The sequence below is a fragment of the Amycolatopsis sp. lyj-346 genome (genome assembly GCF_046548975.1).
In the GTDB taxonomy this organism is placed as follows: Bacteria; Actinomycetota; Actinomycetes; order Mycobacteriales; family Pseudonocardiaceae; genus Amycolatopsis.
In genome coordinates this window covers 408,502-430,534 of record NZ_JAJPWT010000008.1, presented here as the reverse complement: position 1 = coordinate 430,534, position 22,033 = coordinate 408,502, and the positions used below count along the sequence as shown (strand labels likewise).

19 protein-coding genes and 1 pseudogene are annotated in these 22,033 nt (G+C 72.8%); 4 read left to right on the top strand and 16 right to left on the bottom strand.

The genetic code is table 11. The features are described 5' to 3' along the window. The 3 genes and pseudogenes from ACLJQE_RS24970 to ACLJQE_RS24960 all read right to left on the bottom strand — a co-directional run. Positions 1-442, bottom strand: a pseudogene (locus tag ACLJQE_RS24970) (FHA domain-containing protein); the annotation flags it as partial. 180 nt (positions 443-622) lie between these two features. After that, a complete protein-coding gene (locus tag ACLJQE_RS24965; protein ID WP_410641763.1) occupies positions 623-2,407 on the bottom strand; it encodes a serine/threonine-protein kinase in 1,785 nt (594 codons plus the stop codon). Between the two features lie 43 nt (positions 2,408-2,450). Then, positions 2,451-2,846 carry a DUF805 domain-containing protein gene (locus ACLJQE_RS24960; protein ID WP_410641762.1) on the bottom strand — a complete coding sequence of 132 codons (396 nt, stop codon included), beginning with the start codon at positions 2,844-2,846 and terminating at the stop codon, positions 2,451-2,453. An 85-nt stretch (positions 2,847-2,931) separates the two neighbouring features. Here ACLJQE_RS24960 and ACLJQE_RS24955 point away from each other — a divergent pair, with 85 nt between their 5' ends. After that, positions 2,932-3,393: a hypothetical protein gene (locus tag ACLJQE_RS24955; RefSeq protein WP_410641761.1), complete on the top strand. Its 462-nt coding sequence runs from the start codon at positions 2,932-2,934 to the stop codon at positions 3,391-3,393. A gap of 22 nt (positions 3,394-3,415) precedes the next feature. Here ACLJQE_RS24955 and ACLJQE_RS24950 read toward each other — a convergent pair whose 3' ends face one another. From ACLJQE_RS24950 to ACLJQE_RS24920, 7 genes are read right to left on the bottom strand one after another with little or no spacing between them, the layout of a single operon-like run. Beyond that, positions 3,416-4,819 (bottom strand): alpha/beta hydrolase family protein, encoded by a 1,404-nt coding sequence (locus ACLJQE_RS24950; RefSeq protein ID WP_410641760.1) that lies wholly within the window; start codon positions 4,817-4,819, stop codon positions 3,416-3,418. Positions 4,820-4,845: 26 nt separating this feature from the next. Beyond that, entirely contained in the window at positions 4,846-5,652 is an 807-nt protein-coding gene (locus tag ACLJQE_RS24945) for an alpha/beta hydrolase (RefSeq protein ID WP_410641759.1), read from the bottom strand. Further along, the gene (locus ACLJQE_RS24940; protein ID WP_410641758.1) at positions 5,649-7,043 is read right to left on the bottom strand and encodes an MmgE/PrpD family protein; all 1,395 of its coding nucleotides are present in this window, start codon (positions 7,041-7,043) and stop codon (positions 5,649-5,651) included. Before ACLJQE_RS24940 ends, ACLJQE_RS24945 begins: the two co-directional genes overlap by 4 nt. After that, positions 7,040-7,363: a DUF4387 domain-containing protein gene (locus ACLJQE_RS24935; protein ID WP_410641757.1), complete on the bottom strand. Its 324-nt coding sequence runs from the start codon at positions 7,361-7,363 to the stop codon at positions 7,040-7,042. Before ACLJQE_RS24935 ends, ACLJQE_RS24940 begins: the two co-directional genes overlap by 4 nt. Then, positions 7,356-8,723, bottom strand: a complete 1,368-nt coding sequence (locus ACLJQE_RS24930; RefSeq protein ID WP_410641756.1) for an acyclic terpene utilization AtuA family protein — start codon at positions 8,721-8,723, stop codon at positions 7,356-7,358. Before ACLJQE_RS24930 ends, ACLJQE_RS24935 begins: the two co-directional genes overlap by 8 nt. Before the next feature lie 5 nt (positions 8,724-8,728). Beyond that, positions 8,729-9,670 (bottom strand): NAD(P)-dependent oxidoreductase, encoded by a 942-nt coding sequence (locus ACLJQE_RS24925; RefSeq protein WP_410641755.1) that lies wholly within the window; start codon positions 9,668-9,670, stop codon positions 8,729-8,731. 8 nt (positions 9,671-9,678) lie between these two features. Continuing rightward, the gene (locus ACLJQE_RS24920) at positions 9,679-10,953 is read right to left on the bottom strand and encodes an MFS transporter (protein ID WP_410641754.1); all 1,275 of its coding nucleotides are present in this window, start codon (positions 10,951-10,953) and stop codon (positions 9,679-9,681) included. A gap of 111 nt (positions 10,954-11,064) precedes the next feature. Between ACLJQE_RS24920 and ACLJQE_RS24915 the strand changes: the two genes are divergently transcribed. Further along, positions 11,065-11,802: a GntR family transcriptional regulator gene (locus ACLJQE_RS24915; protein ID WP_410641753.1), complete on the top strand. Its 738-nt coding sequence runs from the start codon at positions 11,065-11,067 to the stop codon at positions 11,800-11,802. A gap of 150 nt (positions 11,803-11,952) precedes the next feature. Here ACLJQE_RS24915 and ACLJQE_RS24910 read toward each other — a convergent pair whose 3' ends face one another. Further along, a complete protein-coding gene (locus ACLJQE_RS24910) occupies positions 11,953-13,074 on the bottom strand; it encodes a tartrate dehydrogenase (protein ID WP_410641752.1) in 1,122 nt (373 codons plus the stop codon). A gap of 67 nt (positions 13,075-13,141) precedes the next feature. Here ACLJQE_RS24910 and ACLJQE_RS24905 point away from each other — a divergent pair, with 67 nt between their 5' ends. Then, complete coding sequence (locus ACLJQE_RS24905; protein WP_410641751.1) at positions 13,142-14,077, top strand: LysR family transcriptional regulator; 936 nt, start codon at positions 13,142-13,144, stop codon at positions 14,075-14,077. Positions 14,078-14,210: 133 nt separating this feature from the next. Here the strand turns inward: ACLJQE_RS24905 and ACLJQE_RS24900 are convergent, their stop codons facing one another. From ACLJQE_RS24900 to ACLJQE_RS24890, 3 genes are read right to left on the bottom strand one after another with little or no spacing between them, the layout of a single operon-like run. Next, complete coding sequence (locus ACLJQE_RS24900) at positions 14,211-16,409, bottom strand: xanthine dehydrogenase family protein molybdopterin-binding subunit (protein ID WP_410641750.1); 2,199 nt, start codon at positions 16,407-16,409, stop codon at positions 14,211-14,213. Next, entirely contained in the window at positions 16,406-17,383 is a 978-nt protein-coding gene (locus ACLJQE_RS24895; RefSeq protein WP_410641749.1) for an FAD binding domain-containing protein, read from the bottom strand. Before ACLJQE_RS24895 ends, ACLJQE_RS24900 begins: the two co-directional genes overlap by 4 nt. After that, a complete protein-coding gene (locus ACLJQE_RS24890; RefSeq protein WP_410641748.1) occupies positions 17,383-18,021 on the bottom strand; it encodes a (2Fe-2S)-binding protein in 639 nt (212 codons plus the stop codon). The genes ACLJQE_RS24895 and ACLJQE_RS24890 overlap by 1 nt, the downstream gene beginning before the upstream one ends. 123 nt (positions 18,022-18,144) lie before the next feature. Here ACLJQE_RS24890 and ACLJQE_RS24885 point away from each other — a divergent pair, with 123 nt between their 5' ends. Then, positions 18,145-18,984, top strand: a complete 840-nt coding sequence (locus ACLJQE_RS24885) for a helix-turn-helix domain-containing protein (RefSeq protein ID WP_410641747.1) — start codon at positions 18,145-18,147, stop codon at positions 18,982-18,984. 27 nt (positions 18,985-19,011) lie between these two features. Here the strand turns inward: ACLJQE_RS24885 and ACLJQE_RS24880 are convergent, their stop codons facing one another. Both ACLJQE_RS24880 and ACLJQE_RS24875 read right to left on the bottom strand, forming a co-directional pair. After that, entirely contained in the window at positions 19,012-20,436 is a 1,425-nt protein-coding gene (locus ACLJQE_RS24880) for an FAD-dependent monooxygenase (protein WP_410641746.1), read from the bottom strand. Positions 20,437-20,492: 56 nt separating this feature from the next. Further along, positions 20,493-21,992: an FAD-binding oxidoreductase gene (locus ACLJQE_RS24875; RefSeq protein WP_410641745.1), complete on the bottom strand. Its 1,500-nt coding sequence runs from the start codon at positions 21,990-21,992 to the stop codon at positions 20,493-20,495. Between the last annotated feature and the right edge of the window lie 41 nt (positions 21,993-22,033).

Genomic DNA, 22,033 nt, shown 5'->3' with positions numbered 1-22,033 from the left:
GTTTCGGTGGTGCTGTCGGGTGGGTCGGGCGGCGGGTGGCGAGGCCGGTGTCGCCGTCGGAGACGAGCAGTTCGAGGACGTGTTCGCGGGTGCCGCGCAGGAACAGGGCGGTGTAGCCGTCGGCCAGCGGGAGTGGTTCGCTGTCGTGGTGGAGCAGGACGGTGTCGGAGAGCCGGATCGGTGAGCGGCCGGTGTTGCTGAGCCACCAGCGGTCCCGTTCGCGGACGAGGTGTCCGTGGACCCGGCTGATCCGTACGTCTTCTTCGCCGACGCAGACGTCGACTTCCAGGCGGTTGCGTCCGAAGGTCACCCGGTTGCCGGGTGCGGGCGGGACGGCGACGCCGCCGGTGACGGTCAGGGCGCTCAGCATGCCGGGCACGGTGCCGGTGACGCCGTGGCGGAGGCTGCGCCGGCGGTGCGGGTCGAGGCGTTCGGTGGTCACGGCCGCCTCCGTTCGCAGGCGCAGAAGCCCGCGCCGTCGGGCCGGGTCCGCGGCGCCGGTCCGGCAGCCCCCTCGGCCGTCGGACCGGCCAGCACCTGCATTGCCACGTTCTCGTCCCGTCTCCTCCGGTCCGGCTCTCCCCCCTTTTCTAGCCGAGGTCGCCGGGGACCGGTCCCGGGTTCACGGCAACCGCCGGACCAGAACCTCCGCCAACGACCGCGCCGTCACACACAACACGTCCCCACCCGCCGCGCCGGCATCCTCGACCGCCACCTTGACGACCTCCTCCCGGATCGGAGGAGTGCCGTTCAGCACCGGCAACACCGGGGTATACGAGCGATGCACCACCATCACAGCGCACTCCGGACGCCCACCAGCCACCGGCGCCACAACCGCATTACGGTTCCCCACCCGCACCCGCTCACCCGGGACTTCCTCATCCCCTTCGATCGGCCATTCCCGGCTGTACTCCACGCTGACCGTGCGCGGATCGTGCTCCCACGTGCACTTCCAGCCACCAAACCCACGATCCGGCTTCTTCACCTGCCCCAGCACCCCGGCCGTCGTGGCGTCGTCGAGCAGACCACAGGCATCAACATGCGCCAGCGACCACTCCGGCAGCTGAGCGCGCCGCGGCAAAGGCCCATTCGCCAGCGTCGTCAGCACCCCGGACAGCACCGACTCCGAAAACGAACACACCGGCGCCTCCCTCGCACCCTCATCCAGCGCACGTGAGGTAACAACCACCCGGTTCGCATCAGCCAGCGAAATAGCCCGCTCACAGGAGCCGTCACGAGCATCCGGATACTCGATCTCCCCCATCTTCCCCGGCACCGGCGGCCGCGGCGGATACCGCAACGGACCCGTCAAATCGAGCCGCGTCTGCACCTGCCCCGTCTTGCCCGTCAACGTGGTCGTGACCACACAGGTACCGAAATTCAGCACCTCGGGATCCACGAACGGCTCCCCGAACGACGCCAGCGCATTGATCGAAATCGCCGCACACGGATCCGTCCCCGCCGGATCCGCACCCAGAGTGTTCGCCCCAACCGGCGCGCCACCGGTAGTGGTGGTCCACAACGGCCGACCGAGAACGAACCCCGCCACCAGCGCCGCCACCGCCGCGACCGCGGCCCCGGCCAGCAGCCGGCGGCGCAGGTGGCGGCGCGGCCGCCGGGGCGCGGGCGCGTCCGCCATGAGCAGCGTGACCGCCTCGGCGGCGGCGGGCCGGTCAGCCGGGTGCCGCGCCATCAAGGCCGCCAGCACCGGCGCGAACCGCCCCGCGCGTTCCGCAGGCGCCGGTCGCCCCGCCGCAGCACGACGCATCTGCGCAAACGGACCATCCTCACCCGAACCCCACGGCGACCGGCCTTCGATCGCCGCGTACAGGGTGGCCCCCAGCGAGAAGACGTCCGAGGCGGGCCCGGCCTCGGCGCCGTCAGCCACCTCCGGCGCGACATACCCCAGCGTGCCCGTCAACTGAGCACCACCCGTGCGGGTGACCTCCGTCCACCGGGCGATCCCCAGATCGGTCAGCTTGGCGACGTCGTCCACCGTCACCAGGACGTTGCCCGGTTTGACATCACGATGAACGATGCCGCGGGCATGCATGTCCGCGAGCGCCCCAGCCAGCTGCGCACCGATCCGCCGGACCCGCTCCTCGGGCAGCGGGCCCCCGTCGTCGACAAGTTCCTCCAGGCTCCGGGCAGCCAGATACTCCGTGACCAGCCACCGGGCGTCCCCGTCGACCACCGTGTCGAACACCGTGACCACATTCGAATGCAGCAGCCCGGCCCCGATCCGGGCCTCCCGCCGGATCTGCCCCGCATCCTCACCCAACGCCCGCTTGAGCGTCACCTGCCTGCCGAGTTCGAGGTCGACAGCCCGCCAGACGACGCCCATACCACCCCGGCCGAGCTCCTCCTCCAGCCGATAACGGCCGGCCACCACCCGCCCCTTGGTCACCCGGGCAGTCTACGAAACGCCGTGTTGCTCCGCTGACACCGCGTCACCGCGGCGGCGGCCCGAACCTGTTCTCCCCCGGCTGGCCCCGCCCGCTCCAGAACGTGAGCAGAAGAATCCAGCCGACGCAGGAGATGATGCCGACGCACCACCAGCCGGACCGCCCGACGTCGTGCAACCGCCGGACCCCGACGCTGACGAACGGCACCACCCACGGCAGGTAGAGCACGGTGCCGACCGTGTAGAGCCATTCTTCGTCCACGACGTTCTCGATGCCCCCGAGCACCACGACCAGTGGCACGTAGGCCAGGAAGAAGTACCAGAACTCCGGCCGCGAGGCCCGGCCCCGGAACCGGAAGCTCAGCCGCACCGCCCGGGCCAGCGCGGCTCCGAACCCGATCCTGCTCCGCCCGGTCGTGACCGGTGCACTCGCCGACTGCATGCGCCGAGCATGGGGTGCGCGGCGCGGGACCGGTCCCCGGGCGACCGCCCGATACTGCGGGAGCAACGGGCGAAGTGGGGGAGCCGTGGCCGAGACCGGTGAACACCCGCAGGTACGGCTGGCCTGCATCCACGGCGAGCGGTACCGCGAGCACCTCGTCGTGGCCACGACCACCGTCCGGTACTCGCTGAGCGACATCCCGGTTTCACGGCCCGCCACCGGCCTCGTCGAAGCCACCGTGACCTGCCGCTCGTGCGAAGGCCGATTGCCGGTCCGGGTGTTCAGCACCGCCAAGCGCCGTCGGTGGAAACTGGCCTGGTCCGGGCTGATCCTGCTCGGGGCGTCGATCGCCACGCCGTCGACCCTCCGCCTGATCGCCTTGGACGCGCTCGACGCCCCGGCCGCGCTGTCGTACGTGCTGCCCTCGCTCACCAACGTCCTCGGCCTCGGCGCGGCGGTCGCGGGAAGCTGGTTCTTCTTCACCGAAGACGGCGTCCGGCTCGCCTCGATCTGGGGCGACGCCGGACACCGGCTCCGCCGGTGGTGAGGGGACAGCGGCAGCGAACGGGTCAGGGAGCGATCCCCACGCCTTCGATCCGGCTCCACGCCCGCTCCTGCGCCGCGGTCATGGCCGGCCAGCCGGCCCCACCGGGCCGGGGCCGGACCCGGGTGTCGTAGCCGGCGGGACGGTATCCGGGGTCGTAGAAGCACCCACCGCCGTAGGTGTGGTCGAAAGCCACGCAGGAATCCGCGATCGAGCCCGGGGTCGGCTTCCGTCCGGTGCGCACCCAGCCGTCGAGTGCGGCGATGGACGTGGCGTACTCGGAGGCACTCAGCTCGTCGTGCCCGGATTCCCGCGTGAACGTCTGGACGAGCCCGCCGCCGCGGACCGTGGCGCGGTAGGCCGCCTCGTGTTCCACGAAGACCGACGGGTCGTCGATCGCGTGCAGGGTGAGGACCGGGAGCCGGACCTGGCCGGTGAGGTCGCTGTCGTAGGAGAGGTCACGGCGGGCCGCCGGGTCGGCCGCGAACCGGGCCACCCCGGCGTTGAGCGCGCGGTCGTCGTGGGAGCCGGTGTACCGCACGTCTTGGTTGCCGAACGGGTTGCGGCCGCCGAGCCGGTTCCCCACGATGTCCTGGAACAGGAACGTCGCGTACTGCAGGTGCGTCGGCAGCGAGCGTTCCGGGATGCGCGTGACGGCGGTGATGTCGTCGAGGTTGCGCTGCTGCACCGGCGTCCGGGCCGCCGAGGCGATGCCGGTGCACTCCTGGAGCCGGGCGAGGACGTCGTCCGGGGTCAGGGTGGAGTCCGGCGGCAGCCCTTGCCACAGCGGGTACTGCGGCTCGGCCGGCCGGGGCAGGTTGCGGCAGTAGTACTGGTAGACGACCCGCAGGTCCACGCGGTGGTCGTAGCCGCGGGACCCGCCGGCCAGCAGGCCGCTCGTCAGCAGCACCCCGTCGTAGGCACCGTGTTCCCGGCCGTGGGTCTCGGCGACCTTGGCGGCGACGTTGCCCCCGAAGGACTGCCCGTGGAGGTAGGTCCGCCCGGGCCGGCCGAACCGGTCGGCGAACAGGCGGCGCACGTTGTCGGTGTCGGCGGCGGCCATCCTGACGCCGTAACCGCCGCGCCGGTACGAGGAGGCGGCCCAGGCGTAACCCTCCCGGACCAGCACCGCCCACTCCGCCAGGTCCTCGGTGGTGTCGGAAGGATCGTAGGACGCGGCCGGTCCGCCGTGGGCGTGGACGACGAGCGAGCCGTTCCAGCGCTTCGGGACGGCGATCGTGTAGTACGCGCCGTTGGCGTCCTGGCCGGTGTAGCAGGTGGCTTTCCCGGCCAGGCCGGACGGGCAGGCGGCCGGCCGCGTCGTGCTCGCGTGGCCGGGGACGGCGGTGCCGAGCGTGGCCAGGACGGCGAGCGCCACGCCGGACACCGCCGCACGGCGCCGGCGGGAGCCGGGGATGGCTGAGGGCAAGGAACTTCCTTTCGTGGCGGGCCGGCTCATCCGGCCAGCAGGCCGGTGAAGAAGCCGACGATCGGTGGTTGCGTCCCCGCGGCGCTGTGGCCCACCCCGGGAACCACGACGTGCCGGACCGCGGTGCCGCGGCGGGTCAGGCTCGCGGCCAGCCGGTCGAGTTCCTCCGGCCGGCTCCGGCCGGACAAGCCCATGGCGGCCAGGTCGGCGCGCCCGTCGTCGTCTTCGCCGACGACCAGCAGCACCGGCACCCGGGCGACCGCGGCGGGGTCCACGGTGATCCCGAACCGCCGCCGGGTGTCGCCGACGCCTTCCGGCCAGGCGAGCGAGGGGTCGAGCAGGGTCACGCTGCCCGGCGCGCCGACCGCGACGGCGGCGAGCCGTTCCGGGTGCAGGTAGAGGAACCGCTGGGCGAACTGGCCACCCCCGGAGTGCCCCGACAGCAGCACCGTGTCCACCCGCGCGTTCCACCGCACCCGGACCTGCTCCAGGATTTCGAGCAGCACCAGGTCGAACCGGATGCCGTGGGCGTCGAGGGTCTTGTAGTTGTCCACGTCGTCCGGGTCGTCGATGCCCGCCGGGAACAGCGGGGTCACGACGATGAGGTCGTGCCGGTCGGCGAACGGGATGAGTCCCTCGCGCAACGCGCCGACGTTGCGGCCGGTGCCGTGGACGGCCACCAGCACCGGCATCCGGGCCTCGGGGGTCCAGGTCCGGGGGACGTAGGCGCAGTAGCTGCAGCGCGGTTCGGTGGGCGCGGCGAAGAACGGGGTGCGGCCGGTCAGCAGACGGCGGCCCGGGTGGGCGGCGGGCAGGTCTTCGACGCGGATCACGAGGTCTCCCCGGGTGTCCGGCCCCGGTCCTCCTCGACGACCAGGGCCTGCATGAGGGTGGTGACGGCCGGCGCCCGGTCGACGTGCCAGATCTCGTCGAGCATCCGGCGCCACCGCGCGGCCGTCGCCAACGGTTCGAGCAGTGCCACGAACTTCTTCTCGAACTGTTCGTCGGTCATCGGCGTCCCGTGGCCGCCGGGGGCGTTGTGGACCTCGCGGACGAGTTCGGCGCCGGAGGCGAGGCCGATGGTGACCCGGTTGGGGATGCGGGACGGCAGCATCGCCGTGAGAGCGGGGTCTTCGCGCACCTCGACGCGGGCCATCAGGGCCCCGACGACGGGATCGGCGAGCGCGTCCGGATCGTACGAGGACGCCGTCAGCTTCCCGTCGACGAGCGCGCGGGCCACCGTGTACGGGAGGCTGTGGTCGGCGGTCTCCCGCGTGGCCGGGCGCCACTTCTCCGGATCCTTGCCGAGGATCGTCCAGCCGAGGTGCGTGGTGTCGACGACGATGCGCTCGACCTCGCCCAGATCGGCGATCTGATCACGCAACGCGAGTGCCGCCCACACCGCGGTCTGCATCTCGCCGTTCGTCGGCAGCATCTTGGTGAGCGTGCGTGATACCGCGTACGGGCTTTCGGGGCCGCGCGGGAACTCGAGCGGCTCCAGGACGAAGGAATCGCTCACCTGCCGCATGAATCCCATTTCGCCCTCGAAGATCGGCGCGGGTCCGGTGAACCCTTCCCGGGCCAGCCAGGCGGAGAAGATCGCGTTCCGGGCGGCGTTCGGCGCGGAGGACCCTTTCCACCACGACAGTTCGCCCGCCCGGACCTGCCGCATCGCGAGGTGGCCGTTCAGGGCGATGTTGACCGCCTGGGTGAGCTGTCCGGCAGCCAGGCCCATGAGCTTGCCCGCGGCGAGGGCCGCGGACACGAGCACGTAGTTCGCGTGGTCCCACCCGCGGCGGTGGAGGTTCGCGGCGTCCTGCAGCCGGACCTGGACCTCGTAGGCGAGCGCGATGGCCGTGACGAGGTCCCGGCCGGACCGCCCTTCGGCCTCGGCCACCGCCAGGCACGCCGGGATGTTGTCGCTGGGGTGCCCCGGCTCGAGCCCGAGGTAGCCGTCGTTGAAGTCCAGGTGGCGCACCATCGTCCCGGTGACGAACGTGGCGACGTCCGCGGTGGCGCGGAAGCCGGTGCCCAGCACCGTCGACGAGCCGGGCGGAAGGGCGCGGGCGAGCCGTCGCGCCGCGCGGCCGGGCTCGGTGTGGAACGCGCCGAGCCCGCAGCCGAGGGTGTCGACCAGCCGTTGCCGGACCGTGTGGATCGCGTGCTCGCCGAGGTCTTCGAAGCGCAGCGCGGCCGCCCACGAACCGAGGTCGTCGGCGATCACGACGGCCGGGCGATCGGCAGGCGCGCGAGCGGGACGTGGTGCTGGCCGGCGTGGATGTCCCGGTCCCGCAACGAACCTTGGCCGATCGGGCGGGGGAAGGAGATCTTCACGACGTTGAGCGAGGGGATCCGGAACAGCTGGACGGTGCTTTCCTCGACGCGGTACAGCCGCGCGATCACGCCCTCGTTGAGGAACGACTCGTCCGCGGCGATCCGGTAACCCTCGGCGTCGCGCATGAAGAGCTCCATGGTGACCCAGAACGGGCCGGCGTTCTTGGAGCGGACCTCGTGGGCGAGATCCGCGAGCGTGGTTTCAGGCATGGGTCTTCTCCCCCGGCTCGGTCCGGAACAGGTCGCCGGGAGCGGCGCAGTCCACGACGTGGTTGAGCACGAACTCGTACGCCACGCCGCGTTCGACCTCGGCCGGCGACGACGCGAACGCCAGGCTGGGCAGGTAGTCCATCCCCGGCGCCGGCAGGTGCAGCATCAGCGGGTTGGCGACCTTGGCGACCGCCGTGGCGGTCGCCTGGTCGGGCGCGTTGACGAGCAGCATGACGCCGACCTCGCGCGGCGGCCCGCTTTCCGGCTCGAGCTCGGCCAGCACCGCGTTGTGGCCGTAGAGGCGGAGGTCGAAGGCGTACTCGTCGTCCGCCAGCTCCAGCGTCTGGGCCACCCGCTGCGTGATCACCGTGCGCATCAGCTCCGCCCAGGCGTCGATGTCGGCGAGGATGCGCGGGTCCCGGATCGCGGAGAACGACATGGTCTCGTAGCCGGTGATCCGGGCGCCTTCCAGCTTGATGGTGTACTGGCCGGCGACGTGGAACTCCGAGCCCTCGACGCGGACGATCCGGTCGTCGACCGCGGTGTACCGGGCGTTCCGGACGTCGAGGGTGCCGGCGGGTTCCCGCATTTCGTACGGGTTCGCGGACTCGTAGAGCATGTGGGCGGCCACCGAGATCGGCGTGCACGACACCGCCGGGTCGAGCGGTTCGATGGTGAAGCCGTGCGCGTCGATGGTGGCGAGGACCCCGCCCGCGCGCGGGTTGCTCGTGCACTGGCCGCCGCACTCGACGATCTTGGCCGCGTGCCACGTGGGTCCGGCGGGCATTCCCTTCATCAGCGGGTAGGCGGCCGCGACCGCGGTGTCGGTGGCGCGGCCGGCGAGCACCACCCGGGCGCCGGCGCGCAGGGCCTCGACGATCGGTTCGTGCCCCATCGCGCCGACGATGTGGGTGCAGCTTTCCAGGGTCTCGGCCGTCAGTTCCCCCAGCGGCGGCAGCGGGTGGATCCGGCCGGCGTCGAGGTGTTCTTTGAGGTCACTCGCGTTCTGCTCGCTGTAGATCCGCGCGACCTTCAGGTCAAGGCCCTCCTCGGCGAGCACTTCGGCGGCGATCCCGGCGACCCAGTCGACGCCGCGGTCGGTCCCGCTCGTGCCGCAGGAGCCCACGATCACCGGGATGCCCGCCCCCGCGGCGGCCGTGAACAGGCTGCGCAGATCGCGCGCCACCGCCTTCGCCGTCGTCTTGGGCGAGGAGGACCCGAGGTAGTGGGGACCGGAGTCGGTGGACCCGGCGTCGATGCTGATGACGTCGGCGCCCAGCGCGATCCCCCGCTCGATCGTCGCGTGGTCCCAGCCGGCGCCGAGCATGCCGCTCGGCGACAGGATGCGCACTGCGTCCATGTTCCTCATTTCTCTTCGTTGACCACGAACCGCGCCCGTCCCGCGAGAGCGGCGACCAGTTCTTCGGCGCCGCGCAGGCCCGCGGCGGCGCGTGCTTCGGCCGTCTGCCCGGCCAGGTGGGAGTAGACGACGATGCCGTCCACGTCGCGGAGCGGGCTGCCGGGCGGGAGCGGCTCTTCACGCACGACGTCGAGCGCGGCGCCCGCGATCTGTCCGGTCCGGACGGCCGCGACGAGGGCGTCCTCGTCGACGATGGGTCCGCGGGCGGTGTTGACCAGCAACGCCGTCGGCTTCATCCGTGCGAACGCCGACGCGTCCAGCAGGCCGCGAGTCCGCTCGGTGAGCGCGGTGTGCACCGAGACGTAGTCCGAAGTGGACAGCAGGTCGGGCAGCCCGGTGAACCGGACAGCGGAATCCCGGTGCTCCACCGGGACGTTCGTCGTGCAGACGACGTTCATGCCGAACGCGCGGGCCAGCGGCACCACCGCCCGCGCCGACGCGCCGTAGCCGATGAGCCCGAGCGTCGAGCCGCGCAGTTCGTGTCCGTCCTCGCGGGGCCAGCTCCCCCGCGCCACGCCCCGCGCGGACTGCACGAGCCGCCGGGTGCCCGCGAGCAGCAGGCCGAGGGTGTACTCGGCGACGGCGTTGGCGTTGATCCCGGGCAGGTTGCTCACGGAGATCCCGAGCCGGGCCGCGGCGGTGACGTCGATCGAGTCGTACCCCACGCCGGTGCGCACGATGACGCGCAACCGGGACGCCTGGGCGAGCACCTCCGCCGTCAGCGGTTCGTTGGCCACCAGGGCCGCGTCGATCCCGGCGAGGGCGGCCGCGAGCCGCGCGGGATCGCGACGGCCGGTCATGGGCCGGTGCACGGTCTCCAGGCCGTGACCACGCAGGAAGCGGTCGACGTCGTCGCCGGGCCGCAGGTGGTCCGTGGTGATCAGCACGCGCCCGGTCACAGTGCCCGCCCGGTGGACGACCGTCGCTGCAGGGCGCTGACGCGCGCGACCGCCAGCACGGCGAGGAGCGCGATGACCGCGACGTGGAGCAGCAGCAGCGGCCAGCCCGTCAGGTCGACCAGGCCGCCGGCCACGGCCGGCCCGAGGAAGCCGCCGCCGACCCAGCCGACGGTGTACAGCCCGGTGTAGGTGCCGATCACCCGGTCGGACGGGGCGAGGTTCCACAGCACGACGACCGCGTTGACCAGGAACGCGGACGCCCCCGCGGACGCCACGCAGAGGCCGGTGACCACCCCGGCGGGCGTCCGCACCACGGTGGCGAGCACCATGCCGGCCGCGAACACCGTCATTCCGGCCGTCATCAGCCGCAGCCGGCCGAAGCGTTCGGCGAGCCTCGCCACCGGGTAGGCGGCCACGATGAAGGCCACGCCGCTGGGCAGGGTCAGCCCGCCCGCTTCGCCGCGGGACATGCCCAGCACCTCCATGCCGTACGGCGTGACGAGTGCCCGCGACGCGGCCCACGCGCCGCCGAAGAGCAGGATGGCCACGATGACCAGCAGCCGGCTGCGGTCGGTGTCCCGGACGATGTCGCGCACGGTGTCCCGCACCCGCGGGCCGGTCGCCGCCGTGCCGTCCGGTCCGCGTTCCTCCTCGACGGCGGCCCGGTAGGCCGGCGACCGGCTGTCCCGCACGTTCGCGGCCAGCACCACCAGGGACACCACCATCAGGACCGCGGGGATCGCGAACGACAGCTTCGGGTGCGAGTCGATCAGGAAGAGGCTGATCAGGGCCGCGACCATCACCGTGAGGCTGGCCGCGATCTTGACGACCGCGTTGGCGCGGCTTCGCCGCTCGGGCGGGACGAAGTCCGGGAGCAGGGATTCGGCGATCGGCTTGAACGAGTTCGCGACCAGCGCGTAGCCGAACATCACCAGGATCAGCAGCGGCAGCGAGGCCGCGACGTGCGGGATGACCACGAACAGCAGGGCCGCCAGCGGCATGCCGGCGACGAGGTAGGGGATGCGCCGTCCCCACGCGGTCCGGGTGCGGTCCGACCGGTTGCCCATCCACGGCTGGATGAAGAAGCCGAGCACGTTGTCCATCCCCATCAGGAGACCGACCAGCGCGGCACTGGTGAGGTGCTCGCGGAGCAACGGCGGAACCTGCGAGTCGTAGAGGTTCCACGTCGACTCCTGCGCGAAGACCGCCAGGGCCACGAAGAACGTGAGCCGTCCCGTTCGCGCGCGCTGTGTGCTCGACGCCGTCGTCATCCCGCACCTTCCCTGTCGTCGCCGCCGGAGCGGTGACCGCCACCGTATTTTGCTATAGCAAGATGGTCAAGTGTTGCTTCTTGGTTATGCCATGGCAGATAGAGTGACGACATGGCAAGCGAGACGTTGAAGGGCCTGACGGCCGACACGCTGGCCGATCGCGCGTACCGGGCCATCCGCGACGCGATCGCCACCGGCGAGCTGCGGCCCGGGCAGAAGGTCACCGAACGCGGGCTCGCCGAGCGGCTTTCGGTGAGCCCGACGCCGGTGCGCGAGGCCATCCGCCGGCTGGAGCAGGACGGCCTCCTCGAACGGACCGGCCCGCGGACGGTCCAGGTGGCGGCCTTCGGCGACGCCGCGATCCAGGACCTCGCCGAGGTGGAGGTGGCGCTGCGCGGAATGGTGGCCCGCTTCGCCGCGCGGCACGCTTCCCCGGCCCAGCTGGACCACCTCGACGCCGTCCTCGACGAAGCCGACGACCTGCTGATCGTCATCGAGCAACGGCAGCGGGCCGGGCAGGACGTGTCCCGCCACCTCGACCGGCTGCTCGACGCCATGCAGCGCTTCAACGAGGTCGTCGAGGCGTGCGCCCACAACCCGGTGCTCGTGCGCCTGCTCGGCCAGACCCGGGTGTTCTCCTGGCCGGAGCGGCGCGCCCGGCTGATCGAACGCATCGCCGAGAACGACAAGTTCGGCCTGGACCGCTACGGGAGCCACCGCGCGCTCGTCCGCGCGTTGCGGGCAGGCGACTCGGCGGCGGCGGAGGCGCTCGTCATCGAGGACGCACGGGGCGGGCTCGGCGATCTGCTCGCCGAGCCCACCCCGTCCGCCGCCGTCGCGCCGTCCTGAGCGGGGATGCCGCCGGCTGCCGGTCGTGGTGGATCTCCGTTCCCGGGCGCAGCCGGTAGCGGTCCCAGACCCGCCGGGGAGCCTCGTCGGTCGCGGCCGCGAGCCGGTCCCACCGGACCTCCAGGCCGACCGGGTCGAACGCGGGCGGCGTCACGACGCCACCGCCGTGCGGGCCGAGATCTCCCCGGCGATCGCCGTGCCCAGGCCCTCGGTCGTGCCGGGGCCGCCGAGGTCGGGGGTGAGCACGTCCGGCTGTTCGGCGAGCACGCTTTCGATCGCGGCGAGGACGGCGGCGGCCGCGGCGGTCTCCCCCAGGTGGTCGAGCATCATGGCACCACTCCAGATCTGCCCGACGGGGTTGGCGATCCCCCGTCCGGCGATGTCGGGGGCCGACCCGTGCACCGGCTCGAAGAGGCTCGGCCAGGTGCGGTCCGGGTTGATGTTGGCGCTCGGGGCGATCCCGATCGTGCCGGCGCAGGCCGGTCCGAGGTCGGAGAGGATGTCGCCGAAGAGGTTGCCGGCGACGACGACGTCGTACTGCCCGGGCCGCAGGACGAACTTGGCCGTGAGGATGTCGATGTGGTCCTTGTCCGCGACGACGTCCGGGTACTGCGCCGCCATCGCCGCCGCGCGTTCGTCCCAGTACGGCATGGAGATGGCGATGCCGTTGCTCTTGGTCGCCCACGTCAGGTGCTTGCGGGGCCGGGCGGCGGCGAGGTCGAAGGCGTAGCGCAGCACCCGGTCCACCCCGATCCGGGTCAGCACGGTCTCCTGCAGCACCGTTTCGCGGTCGGTGCCCTCGAAGATCCGGCCGCCGATGCTCGAATATTCGCCCTCGGTGTTCTCGCGGACGACGAGGAAGTCGATGTCCCCCGGCCCGTGGTCGCGCAGCGGGCTGCGGACCCCGCGCAGCAGCCGGACCGGCCGCAGGTTGACGTACTGGTCGAAGCCGCGGCGGAACTGCAGGAGGCTGCCCCACAGGGAAACGTGATCGGGCACCACCTCGGGCCACCCGACCGCGCCGAAGAAGAGCGCGTCGTAACCGCCGAGGACGTCCTTCCAATCCGGTGGCAGCATCTCGCCGTGCTCCAGCCAATAGCGGGCGCTGGCGAATCCGTAGTGGACGGTCTCGAGCTCGAACCCGTGGACGGCGGCGGCGGCTTGCAGGCACCTGAGTCCTTCCGGGACGACCTCGGGGCCGATGCCGTCGCCGGGGACGACCGCGATGCGGTAACGCTGGGACACGAGCAGCTCCTGTCGATCCGGTGGCACGCGCCTTCACCTTCACCGCTGGTGGACGACGCGACAAGAGCCGCCGCGGCAACCTATCCTTTCGCTCATGGAAAGGACGACCACCTCGATCGACGACCTCCGCTTCTTCCACGTGGTCGCGTCCAGTGAGACGCTGACGGCCGCCGCCCGCGAGCTGCAGTGCTCGCTCCCGGTCGTCAGCAAGCGCCTCGGTGCCCTGGAACGCCGGCTCGACGCGCGCCTGGTGCACCGCGGCACCCGCCGGCTCACCCTGACTTCCGAAGGCGAACTGTTCGCCGCGCGCCTGGAAAAGATCCTCGACGAGGTGCGTGAGCTCGAGGACCTCGTCACGCACCGCTCCGGCGAGCTGCGCGGATCCATCGTGGTCCAGGCCACCCTCGGCCTGGGCCGCGCGCACGTCGCCCCGCTGCTCGGCGAGTTCGGCGCCCGGCATCCCGGGGTGGGCATCCGGCTGCGCACGTCCGCGCTCCCCCTGCGTCCGCACCGGCACGAGTTCGACCTGGCCGTCCACGTCGGCACGCCGCCGGACTCCTCGCTGCGGATGCGCCGGCTGGCGAGGAACCGCCGGGTGCCGTGCGCCGCACCGTCCTATGTGGAACGGCGGGGGGTGCCCGAGCGGATCGAGGACCTGGCGGACCACGACTGCATCGTGCTCCGCGAGAACGAGAGCGACTTCGCCCTGTGGCGCTTCGGAGACGCCCGCAACCCCCGCCAGGTGCGGGTGCGCGGCCGCCTGTCGAGCAACGACGGCGACGTCGTGACCGGCTGGGCCCTGCAGGGGCACGGGGTGATCATGCGCTCGGAGTGGCAGGTCCGGACGCACCTCGACAGCGGCGCCTTGGTGCGCGTCCTGCCCGACGTGCCGACCCCGCCCGCCGACATCTACGCGCTCCGGGCCGACGACGTCCACGTGCCCCGCCGGATCGGCGAACTGATCAAGCACCTCGCCGCCCGGTTGCCGGACCGGATCGCCGTCGCCGGCCGTCCCCCGCGGAACGGCTGACCCCCAGCGCCCCAAGGTGGCCTTGGGTGCGTTCAACGCACCGAAGGCCACCTTGGGTGCGTTCAACGCACCGAAGGCCACATTGGGGCGCTCTGGGTCGGGGGAGCCAGCCGCCCGCGTCGCGGCGCGCTGGTCAGGTGAGGAGTTTGTCCAGCGTGATCGGCAGGTCCCGGACCCGGATGCCGGTCGCGTTGAACACGGCGTTGCCGACCGCGGCCGCGCTGCCCACCGCGGCCAGCTCGCCGAGGCCGCGGGCTCCCGTGGTGCTGAAGGCGGTGTCCGCGTAGTCGATCCAGCCGACGTCGATCCGCGGGATGTCGGCGTTGACGGCGACGAGGTAGTCGGCGAGGTTCGCGGCGGCGAGGCGACCGGTGTTCTCCTCCACCGGGTTGGTCTCGAGCAGGGCGCCGCCGATGCCGAAGACGACGCCGCCGACCAGCTGGCTGCGGGTCGTCCGGGCGCTGATCACCTGCCCGACGTCGACGATGGTGGTGAACCGGCTGACGCGCGGTTCGCCGGTGAACCGGTTGACGCGCACCTCGCAGAAGTGCGCGCCGAAGCCGTGCGCCACGAGGGCGCCGGGGCCCGGGGCCGGCGCGCCCTGCGTGGTGCTCTCGATACCCGGCAGGCCGGCCAGGTCGATGAGCTCGCCGAAGGAGACCGCCCGGCCGTGCCCCTCGACGGAGCCCCGTCGATAGGTCAGCGACGCGGGGTCGAACCCGTGGAACGGGGACCGCTCGGTCCGGACGGCGAGCGTGACGAGCTCCCCGGTCAAGGACCGGGCGGCCGCCTGGATCATGGGGGCGACGGACCCGGCCGCCCGCGAACCGACGGCGGCCGAGCCCGCCGGCAGCGCCGAGTCGCCGAGCTGGACGACCACGCGGGCCGGCGGGATGCCGAGTGCGTCGGAGGCGACGATCGTGGCCATCGTGTACGTACCGGTGCCGAGGTCCGGGGTCGCGGTGGCGACGAGGGCGGTGCCGTCGTTCCGCAGCGTCACGCGCACGGGGACGTCGGAGCGGTTGGCGGGGTAGATCGCGGTCGCCATCCCGGTCCCGACGAGCCACTCGCCGTCGATCCGGGAGCCGGGGACGGTGCTGCGGCGGCCCCAGCCGAACCGCTCGGCGCCGACGCGGTAGCACTCGTCGAGCCGTTTGCTCGTCCACGTCCGGCCGGTGCCGGGGACGGTGGTCGCGTAGTTGCGCAACCGGAGCTCGACCGGATCCATCCCGAGCGCGACGGCCAGTTCGTCCATGGCCGTTTCCAGCGCGAACATGCCCGGTGCCTCGTTCGGGGCCCGCATCGCCCAGGTCGCCGGGGTGTCCAGGGGAACCAGCCGCTCGTCGATCGCGAGGTTCGGCGTCCGGTACAGCACGCCCGCGGTTTCCGAGGCGGGCCGTTCGTTCCAGCCGCCGGCGGCCGGCATTTCGGAGTGGCACTGGTGACTGACCGCGTTGAGCACTCCGTCCCGCGAAGCACCGAGCCGCACCCGTTGCTCCACGGCGGGCCGGTGCCCGGTCAGGACGAAGACCTGCTCCCGGGTCAGCGTGAGCTTGACCGGGCGGCCGAGCGCCCGGGCGGCCGCGGCGGCGAGCATCCCGTCGCCCCAGACTATTACCCGGCTGCCGAAGCCACCGCCGACGAAGGGGCTGATCACCCGGATGTTCGCGACGTTCACCCCGAGGCGTTCGGCGAGGGCGGCCGCGTAGTTCGCCGGTCCCTGGCATCCACTGTAGACAGTGACGTGGTCGTCCTGCCAGACCGCGGTCGTGCTGTGCGGCTCCATGGCGATGTGGCTCTGGGGCTGCTGGGTGACGGTGACGTCCACCGTCACCGCGCTCGCGCGGAGCGCGTCGTCGATCGAGGCCACGCCGGGAGCGAGCACGGGGGCCGGGGGAACGCCGCCGGCCGGCGCACCCGGCATCCCGGCGGCGAGGGACGTCCGGGCCGGGGCGACGTCGTACTCGGTGGAGACGAGCGCGGCCGCCTCCCTCGCCTGTTCGAGGGTGCCGGCCACGACCAGCCCGATGACCTGGCCCCGGAAGCGGACGTCGCGGTCCTGCAGCGGTGCGTAGGTCTCCCCACGGGACGCCGCGTAGAGCCGCAACGGGTTGAAGGGCGTGTAGACGGCGAGCACGCCGGGAGCGCGGCTCGCCGCGTCGACGTTCATCGCGCGGATGGTGCCCCGCCCCACCGTGGCGAGCACGACGTGGGCGTGCGCGAGCCGGCCGGCCCAGTCGGCCGCCCAGTGGTCCGCGGCGTAGCGGGCACCGCCGGTCACCTTGAGCCTGCCGTCGACGCGGGCGACGTCGGCACCGAGGGGAGTGCTCATCGGGCCTCACCGACCAGGGTGAGGGCGCGTACCAGCGTCCGGCGCAGCAGTGCGGGTTTGAACGCGTTGTGCCGCAGCGGGCGGGCGCCGTCCGCGGCTCGCGCGGCGGCGGCCTCGTAGGTCGCGGTCGTCGCGGGCCGGCCGATCAGCGCCTGCTCCACGGCGGCGAGCCGCCACGGCGTGCTGCCGACGCCCCCCGCGGCGACGCGCGCACCGCGGATCACGCCGCGTCCGATGTCGAGCGCGATCGCGGCCGAGGTGAGGGCGAATTCGTAGGACTGCCGGTCGCGGACCTTGAGGTACGCCGAGCGGGTCGCCCACGGCAGGTGCGGCACGGTCAGCCCGGTGACCAGCTCACCGGCGCGCAGCTGGTTCTCCACGTGCGGCGTCCGGCCGGGCAGCCGGTAGAACCCGGCCAGCGGAAGGGTGCGCGGACCGGTGCGTCCCGTGAGGTGCACCTGGGCCTCCAACGCCACGAGCGCGACGGCCACGTCACTGGCGTGGGTGGCGACGCACGCGTCGCTGGTGCCGAAGACGGCGTGCATCCGGTTGTGCCCGGCGACCGCGGCGCAGCCACTGCCGGGCGTGCGCTTGTTGCAGGGCGTCGACACGTCCCGGAAGTAGGAGCACCGCGTCCGCTGCAGGAGGTTGCCGCCCATGCTCGCCATGTTGCGCAGCTGGGGCGACGCGCTGAGCTCCAGGGCCTGGCTGATCACCGGGTAGCGCGACCGGACCGCATCGTGCCGGGCGACGTCGCTCATCCGCTCCAGCGCCCCGATGTGCAGCCCGGTCCGGTCGACGGTGACGCCGTGCAGGGGAAGCCGGTTGATGTCGACGACCCGCGACGGCGTCAGTACCTCCAGCTTCATCAGGTCCACCAGCGTCGTGCCACCGGCGACGTACGCGCTGCCGTCGCGGGCGTCGCGCAGTGCCCGGTCCACCGAACCCGGCCGGGTGAAGTCGTAGGCACGCATCAGGACCGCACCTCGCGCGCGTCCTTGACCGCGTCGACGATGAACGGGTAGGCGCTGCACCGGCAGAGGTTGCCGGACATGTTCTCCCGGATTTCCTCGTCGGACCCGGCGCGCCCCTCCCGGACGAGCGCGACCGCGGACATGATCTGACCGGAGGTGCAGAAGCCGCACTGGAAGCCGTCGTGGTCGATGAACGCCTGCTGCATCGGATGCAGCCGTTCGCCGTCGGCCAGCCCCTCGATCGTGGTGACCTCGGCGCCGTCGGCGGAGGCGGCCAGCGTCAGGCAGGCCAGCACCCGGCGGCCGTCGACGTGGACGGTACAGGCACCGCACTGCCCACGGTCACAGCCCTTCTTGGTACCGGTCAACCGAAGGCGTTCGCGCAGGGTGTCCAGCAGCGTCGCCCGCGGGTCCGTCTCCAGGCGTGTGCGGTTCCCGTTCACCCGGAGGCCGACGGTCACCAGGTTCTCCCCCGGTGTCGCCGCCGGTGCCGGGGGCTGGGCCGTCGCCGGCACGGCCACCGCCACGGTGGCCACGGCGGCACCGGCGGCCGCGCCGCCGGCGTTGCCGAGGAACTGGCGACGGGACAGCGCACGCCGCTGCTCCGCGGTTTCCCGTCGTCGCGAGAATCGAGGCATCGGATCACTCCCGGAGGTCGGCGGTGGTCTCCATCGTGGCGTCCGGGCTCGCACCCATACAGGGGCTGCCAACCCCCCTCAGCGCCGATTCGGCCGGCCGGCCCGGAGTGGCACAGTGGCAGGATGAACCTCGCCGAGCTGGGCGCCTTCCTCAAGTCACGCCGGGACCGGGTCCGGCCGGCGGACGTCGGCCTGCCCGCCGGGCCGCGGCGCCGGGTGTCCGGGCTGCGCCGCGACGAGGTGGCGCAGCTGGCCGGCGCCTCGGTCGACTACTACATCGAGCTCGAGCGCGGGGCCGGCGCCCAGCCGTCCGAGCAGATGCTGGCGGCCCTCGCCAGGGCGCTGCGGCTCAGCCGCGACGAGCGTGACCACCTCTTCCACCTCGCCGGCCGCGTGGTGCCCGCGGACGGCGGCGCGGCCGACCACGTCCACCCCGGGCTGCTCGACCTGCTGCACCGGCTGGACGGCACCCCGGCCCAGGTGGTCACCGATCTGCGCGTCACGTTGGTGCAGAACCGGCTGGCGGCCGCGCTGCTCGGCCCGGCACCGCCCCCGACGGGGTGGACGGCGAGTTTTCTGTACCGGTGGTTCACCGACCCGGCGTCACGGGCGCTCTATCCCGCCGAGGACCACGACTACCACGCCCGCTCGTTCGTCGCCGACCTCCGCGCGGCCATGGCGCGCCGCCGCGGTGACGACGCCGAGGTGGCCGCGCTGATCGCGGAGCTGACCGCGCGCAGTCCCGAGTTCACGGAGCACTGGAAGCGCCACGACGTCGCGTTCCGCCGCAACGACCGCAAGCGCCTGGTGCACCCCGAACTCGGGCTGCTGGAGGTCAACTGCCTCACCCTGTTCAGCGAGGACGCCAAGCAGCGGCTGCTGTGGTTCACCCCGGCGGTCGGCACCGACTCCGCCGCGAAACTCGAGATGCTGGCCGTGGTGGGGATCCAGGAACTGCGGTGAAGCCGGTACGGCCGGCCGGCGTCACGCTCAGCGGGGGCCGAACCAGGTGGTGAGGGCGGCCGTCAGCGGTTCCGGGGCTTGGCAGGCCCGGGCGACGTAGCCGTCCGGGCGCAGCAGGATCGCCGGGGCGCCCAGGTCTTCCTCGTGCGCCACGACGTCCACGCCGTCCTTCCAGCACGCCGCCGCGTCGGCCAGGCCGTGCGCCCCCGGGCCGAGCAGCAGGACCGGCCGGCCCGGGGGCAGCAGCTGTGCCACCGACCGATCGCCGAGGGGGAAGTTCGGCAGGAACGCGCCGTCCAGCCCGGGTCCGTCGCCGTACCGGACGCCCTGGGCGCTGATCCGGTCGCTGAGCAGCCGGTTCCCGTCCGGTGTGGACAGCAGGTCCGCGACCAGCGCGCGCAGCGGCTCGAACTCCGGGCCGGGCCGCATCAGCGCCGCCTGGGCGCGGGTGTTCTCGATGACCGCTTCGGCGACCGGGCGCCGCTCCGCGTCGTAGGTGTCCAGCAGTGTCTCCGGCGCGGTGCCCGCGACCACCATCGCGAGCTTCCAGCCGAGGTTGATCGCATCCTGCAGGCCGAGGTTCAGGCCCTGCCCGCCGAGCGGCGCGTGCACGTGCGCCGCGTCCCCGGCCAGCAGGAGCCGTCCGCGGCGATAGGTGCCGGCCAGCCGCGTGAAGTCGCTGAACCGCCCCAGGAACACCGGATCGGCCATCGGCACGTCGTGGCCGAGGATGCGGGACGCGGCCGCGCGCAGGTCGTCGAGCGTCACCGGGGCGCCGCGTTCGGGCAGCGGCTCGGTGAACTCGTGCGTGAGGATCCGGCTGTGCCCGGCCGGGTTGACGTTGATCAGGGTCCAGCCGGTCGGTCCCTGCGTCCAGCCGCCGGGCACCCGCGCCGGGTCCGCCAGCCGCGCGAGGCCGAGGATGCCCGCGAAGGTCGCCGGATGGGTGGTCCCGGTGATCCCGGCGGCTTCCCGGACGGTGCTGCGGGCGCCGTCGCAGCCGACGACGTACCCGGCGGTCAGCTCGCCGCGGCCGGTGGTGACCGTGACGCGGTCGCCGTCGTCGCGCACGCCGGTGATCCGGTGGCCGCGCAGGACCTCGACGCCGTTTTCCCGCGCCTGCACCTCGAAGAACCGCTCGATGTCGGCCTGCGCCTGGCCGATCATCGGCGTGCCCTCGACGGCGGGCGATTCCAGCGTCAGCACCGGGCGGCCGCCGAAGTGGAACGGGACCTCGACGACGGCGTACGGGTCGCGCGGCCGCGGCGGCGCCGGGAGATAACCCCGGCGCAGCAACGACTGCGCGGTGCGCGCGTGCAGCGTGCCCGCGCGTGGTTCGTCGTGGGTTTCGGTCAGCTTCTCGACGACGGTGGTGCGGACCCCCTGCCGGCCGAGTTCCGCGGCCAGCAGCATGCCGACCGGCCCGCCGCCGGCGACGATCACTCCGCGCATCTTCCCTCCCTCGCTCGGGCCATCCCCGCCCCGCACCGCTACCGGGAAAGCCTCGTTCAGGACCTCGGCGAAACCCGGATGGGTCCAGCCGGGCGGATCGACTGGCGGTGGCGGAACAACTCGCCCGGGTCCCACGCCGACTTCGCCCGCTGCAGGCGCGCGTAGTTGTCCTTGAAGTACAGGCCGTGCCACGGCACGCCCGAGGTGTTCCACGCCGGGTCGGACAGGTCGGCGTCCGGGTAGTTGACGTAGCACCCGTCGACCACCTCGCCCGGCACCGGGACGCCACCCGTGTCCGCGTACATCGACCGGTAGAAGTCGCGCACCCAGGCGATGTTCGCCGCGTCGGCCTCCACTGTGGACCAGAAGGCCTGGTACAGCAGCTTGAACGTGCTGTCGCGCTGGGCCACCGCCGTCGCGGCCGGGTCGACCGCCGAGATCGCGCCGCCGTAGGAGAACGCGACCAGCATCGTGTTCGGGTTCGTGACGTCCGGGCGGGTCAGGAACTCGTACGCCGTCCGCAGCTGGGACTCCGGCAGCGTGCTCCGGACGTACGCCGACTTGTGCTCCGCGCGCAGCGTCGGGTCGTTGAGCACCGGCGTGTTCGTGCCCAGGAACCGCGTTGCCCGCAGCCACGGCAGCCGCCGGGGGCGGGACAGCCCGGGCATCGGGCCGAACTCGCCCGCCGCGGCGAACTCCGTGGTCACGAGGTCGCCGAGGACGGCCGACAGGTGCTCGTCGAGGACGCGGGCCGCGTGGGGCGCGGCCGCGTCCACCTGCGCCACCAGGCCGACCGTGCCGTTGCAGCGGTGGTTCAGCATGAGCAGGCTCGACAGCGCCGTACCCGGTGCGTCCGGCGCGCGGTGCTCGTGGTGCCAGCGCGCGTACCCGCCGAGCAACCGGGCGAACCCGCGCTCGTCGAGGTGCTTCCACGGCACCGACAGCGCCGCCACGAGCACCTCGGACGGCGGCGTGACCAGCGGTGCCTCGAACAGGAACCGCGTCACCACGCCGAACGAGCCACCCCCGCCGCCGGTGTGCGCCCAGAACAGGTCGGCCTCGGCGCCTGCCGCATCGCGGGTGACGACGACCGTCCGGCCGTCGGCGAGCACGACCTCGACGCCGTACAGGTGGTCGACGGTCAGGCCGTCCCGCCGCGAAAGCAGGCCGTAGCCGCCGCCGGTGAGGTGGCCGCCCATGCCGACCGAGTAGCAGATCCCGCCGGGGATCGTCACGCCCCAGCCGCGGTACAGCTTCTCGTAGACGTCGTGCAGGCGCGCCCCGGCCCCGACGGAGAAGACACCGTCGGAGAGGTCCACATCGGACAGTGCGCCGAGGTCGAGGATTTCGTCCACACCCTCGTGGTGGACGAAATCCTCGAAGCAGTGGCCGCCGCTGCGGATCGAAAGCCGCTGTCCCGAGGCGGCGGACACCACCGAGGCGACCTCGGCGGTGGTCCGCGGCAGGTGCACGGACGACGGTTTCGCGGTGTAGCGTTGGTTGATCCCGGCCGTGAAGTCCGCGTAGCGCGGGTCGTCCGGGCCGATGACGATCATGGCTCCTCCCGGCAGGAGGAGGCCGGGACGACGCTGTCCCG

Coding starts and splice junctions, on each gene's coding strand:
- ACLJQE_RS24960 (WP_410641762.1), bottom strand. CDS start 2,846: ATGCAGTCGGCGAGTGCACCGGTCACGACCGGGCGGAGCAGGATCGGG.
- ACLJQE_RS24935 (WP_410641757.1), bottom strand. CDS start 7,363: ATGCCTGAAACCACGCTCGCGGATCTCGCCCACGAGGTCCGCTCCAAG.
- ACLJQE_RS24930 (WP_410641756.1), bottom strand. CDS start 8,723: ATGGACGCAGTGCGCATCCTGTCGCCGAGCGGCATGCTCGGCGCCGGC.
- ACLJQE_RS24920 (WP_410641754.1), bottom strand. CDS start 10,953: ATGACGACGGCGTCGAGCACACAGCGCGCGCGAACGGGACGGCTCACG.
- ACLJQE_RS24915 (WP_410641753.1), top strand. CDS start 11,065: ATGGCAAGCGAGACGTTGAAGGGCCTGACGGCCGACACGCTGGCCGAT.
- ACLJQE_RS24905 (WP_410641751.1), top strand. CDS start 13,142: ATGGAAAGGACGACCACCTCGATCGACGACCTCCGCTTCTTCCACGTG.
- ACLJQE_RS24900 (WP_410641750.1), bottom strand. CDS start 16,409: ATGAGCACTCCCCTCGGTGCCGACGTCGCCCGCGTCGACGGCAGGCTC.
- ACLJQE_RS24895 (WP_410641749.1), bottom strand. CDS start 17,383: ATGCGTGCCTACGACTTCACCCGGCCGGGTTCGGTGGACCGGGCACTG.
- ACLJQE_RS24890 (WP_410641748.1), bottom strand. CDS start 18,021: ATGCCTCGATTCTCGCGACGACGGGAAACCGCGGAGCAGCGGCGTGCG.
- ACLJQE_RS24885 (WP_410641747.1), top strand. CDS start 18,145: ATGAACCTCGCCGAGCTGGGCGCCTTCCTCAAGTCACGCCGGGACCGG.
- ACLJQE_RS24880 (WP_410641746.1), bottom strand. CDS start 20,436: ATGCGCGGAGTGATCGTCGCCGGCGGCGGGCCGGTCGGCATGCTGCTG.
- ACLJQE_RS24875 (WP_410641745.1), bottom strand. CDS start 21,992: ATGATCGTCATCGGCCCGGACGACCCGCGCTACGCGGACTTCACGGCC.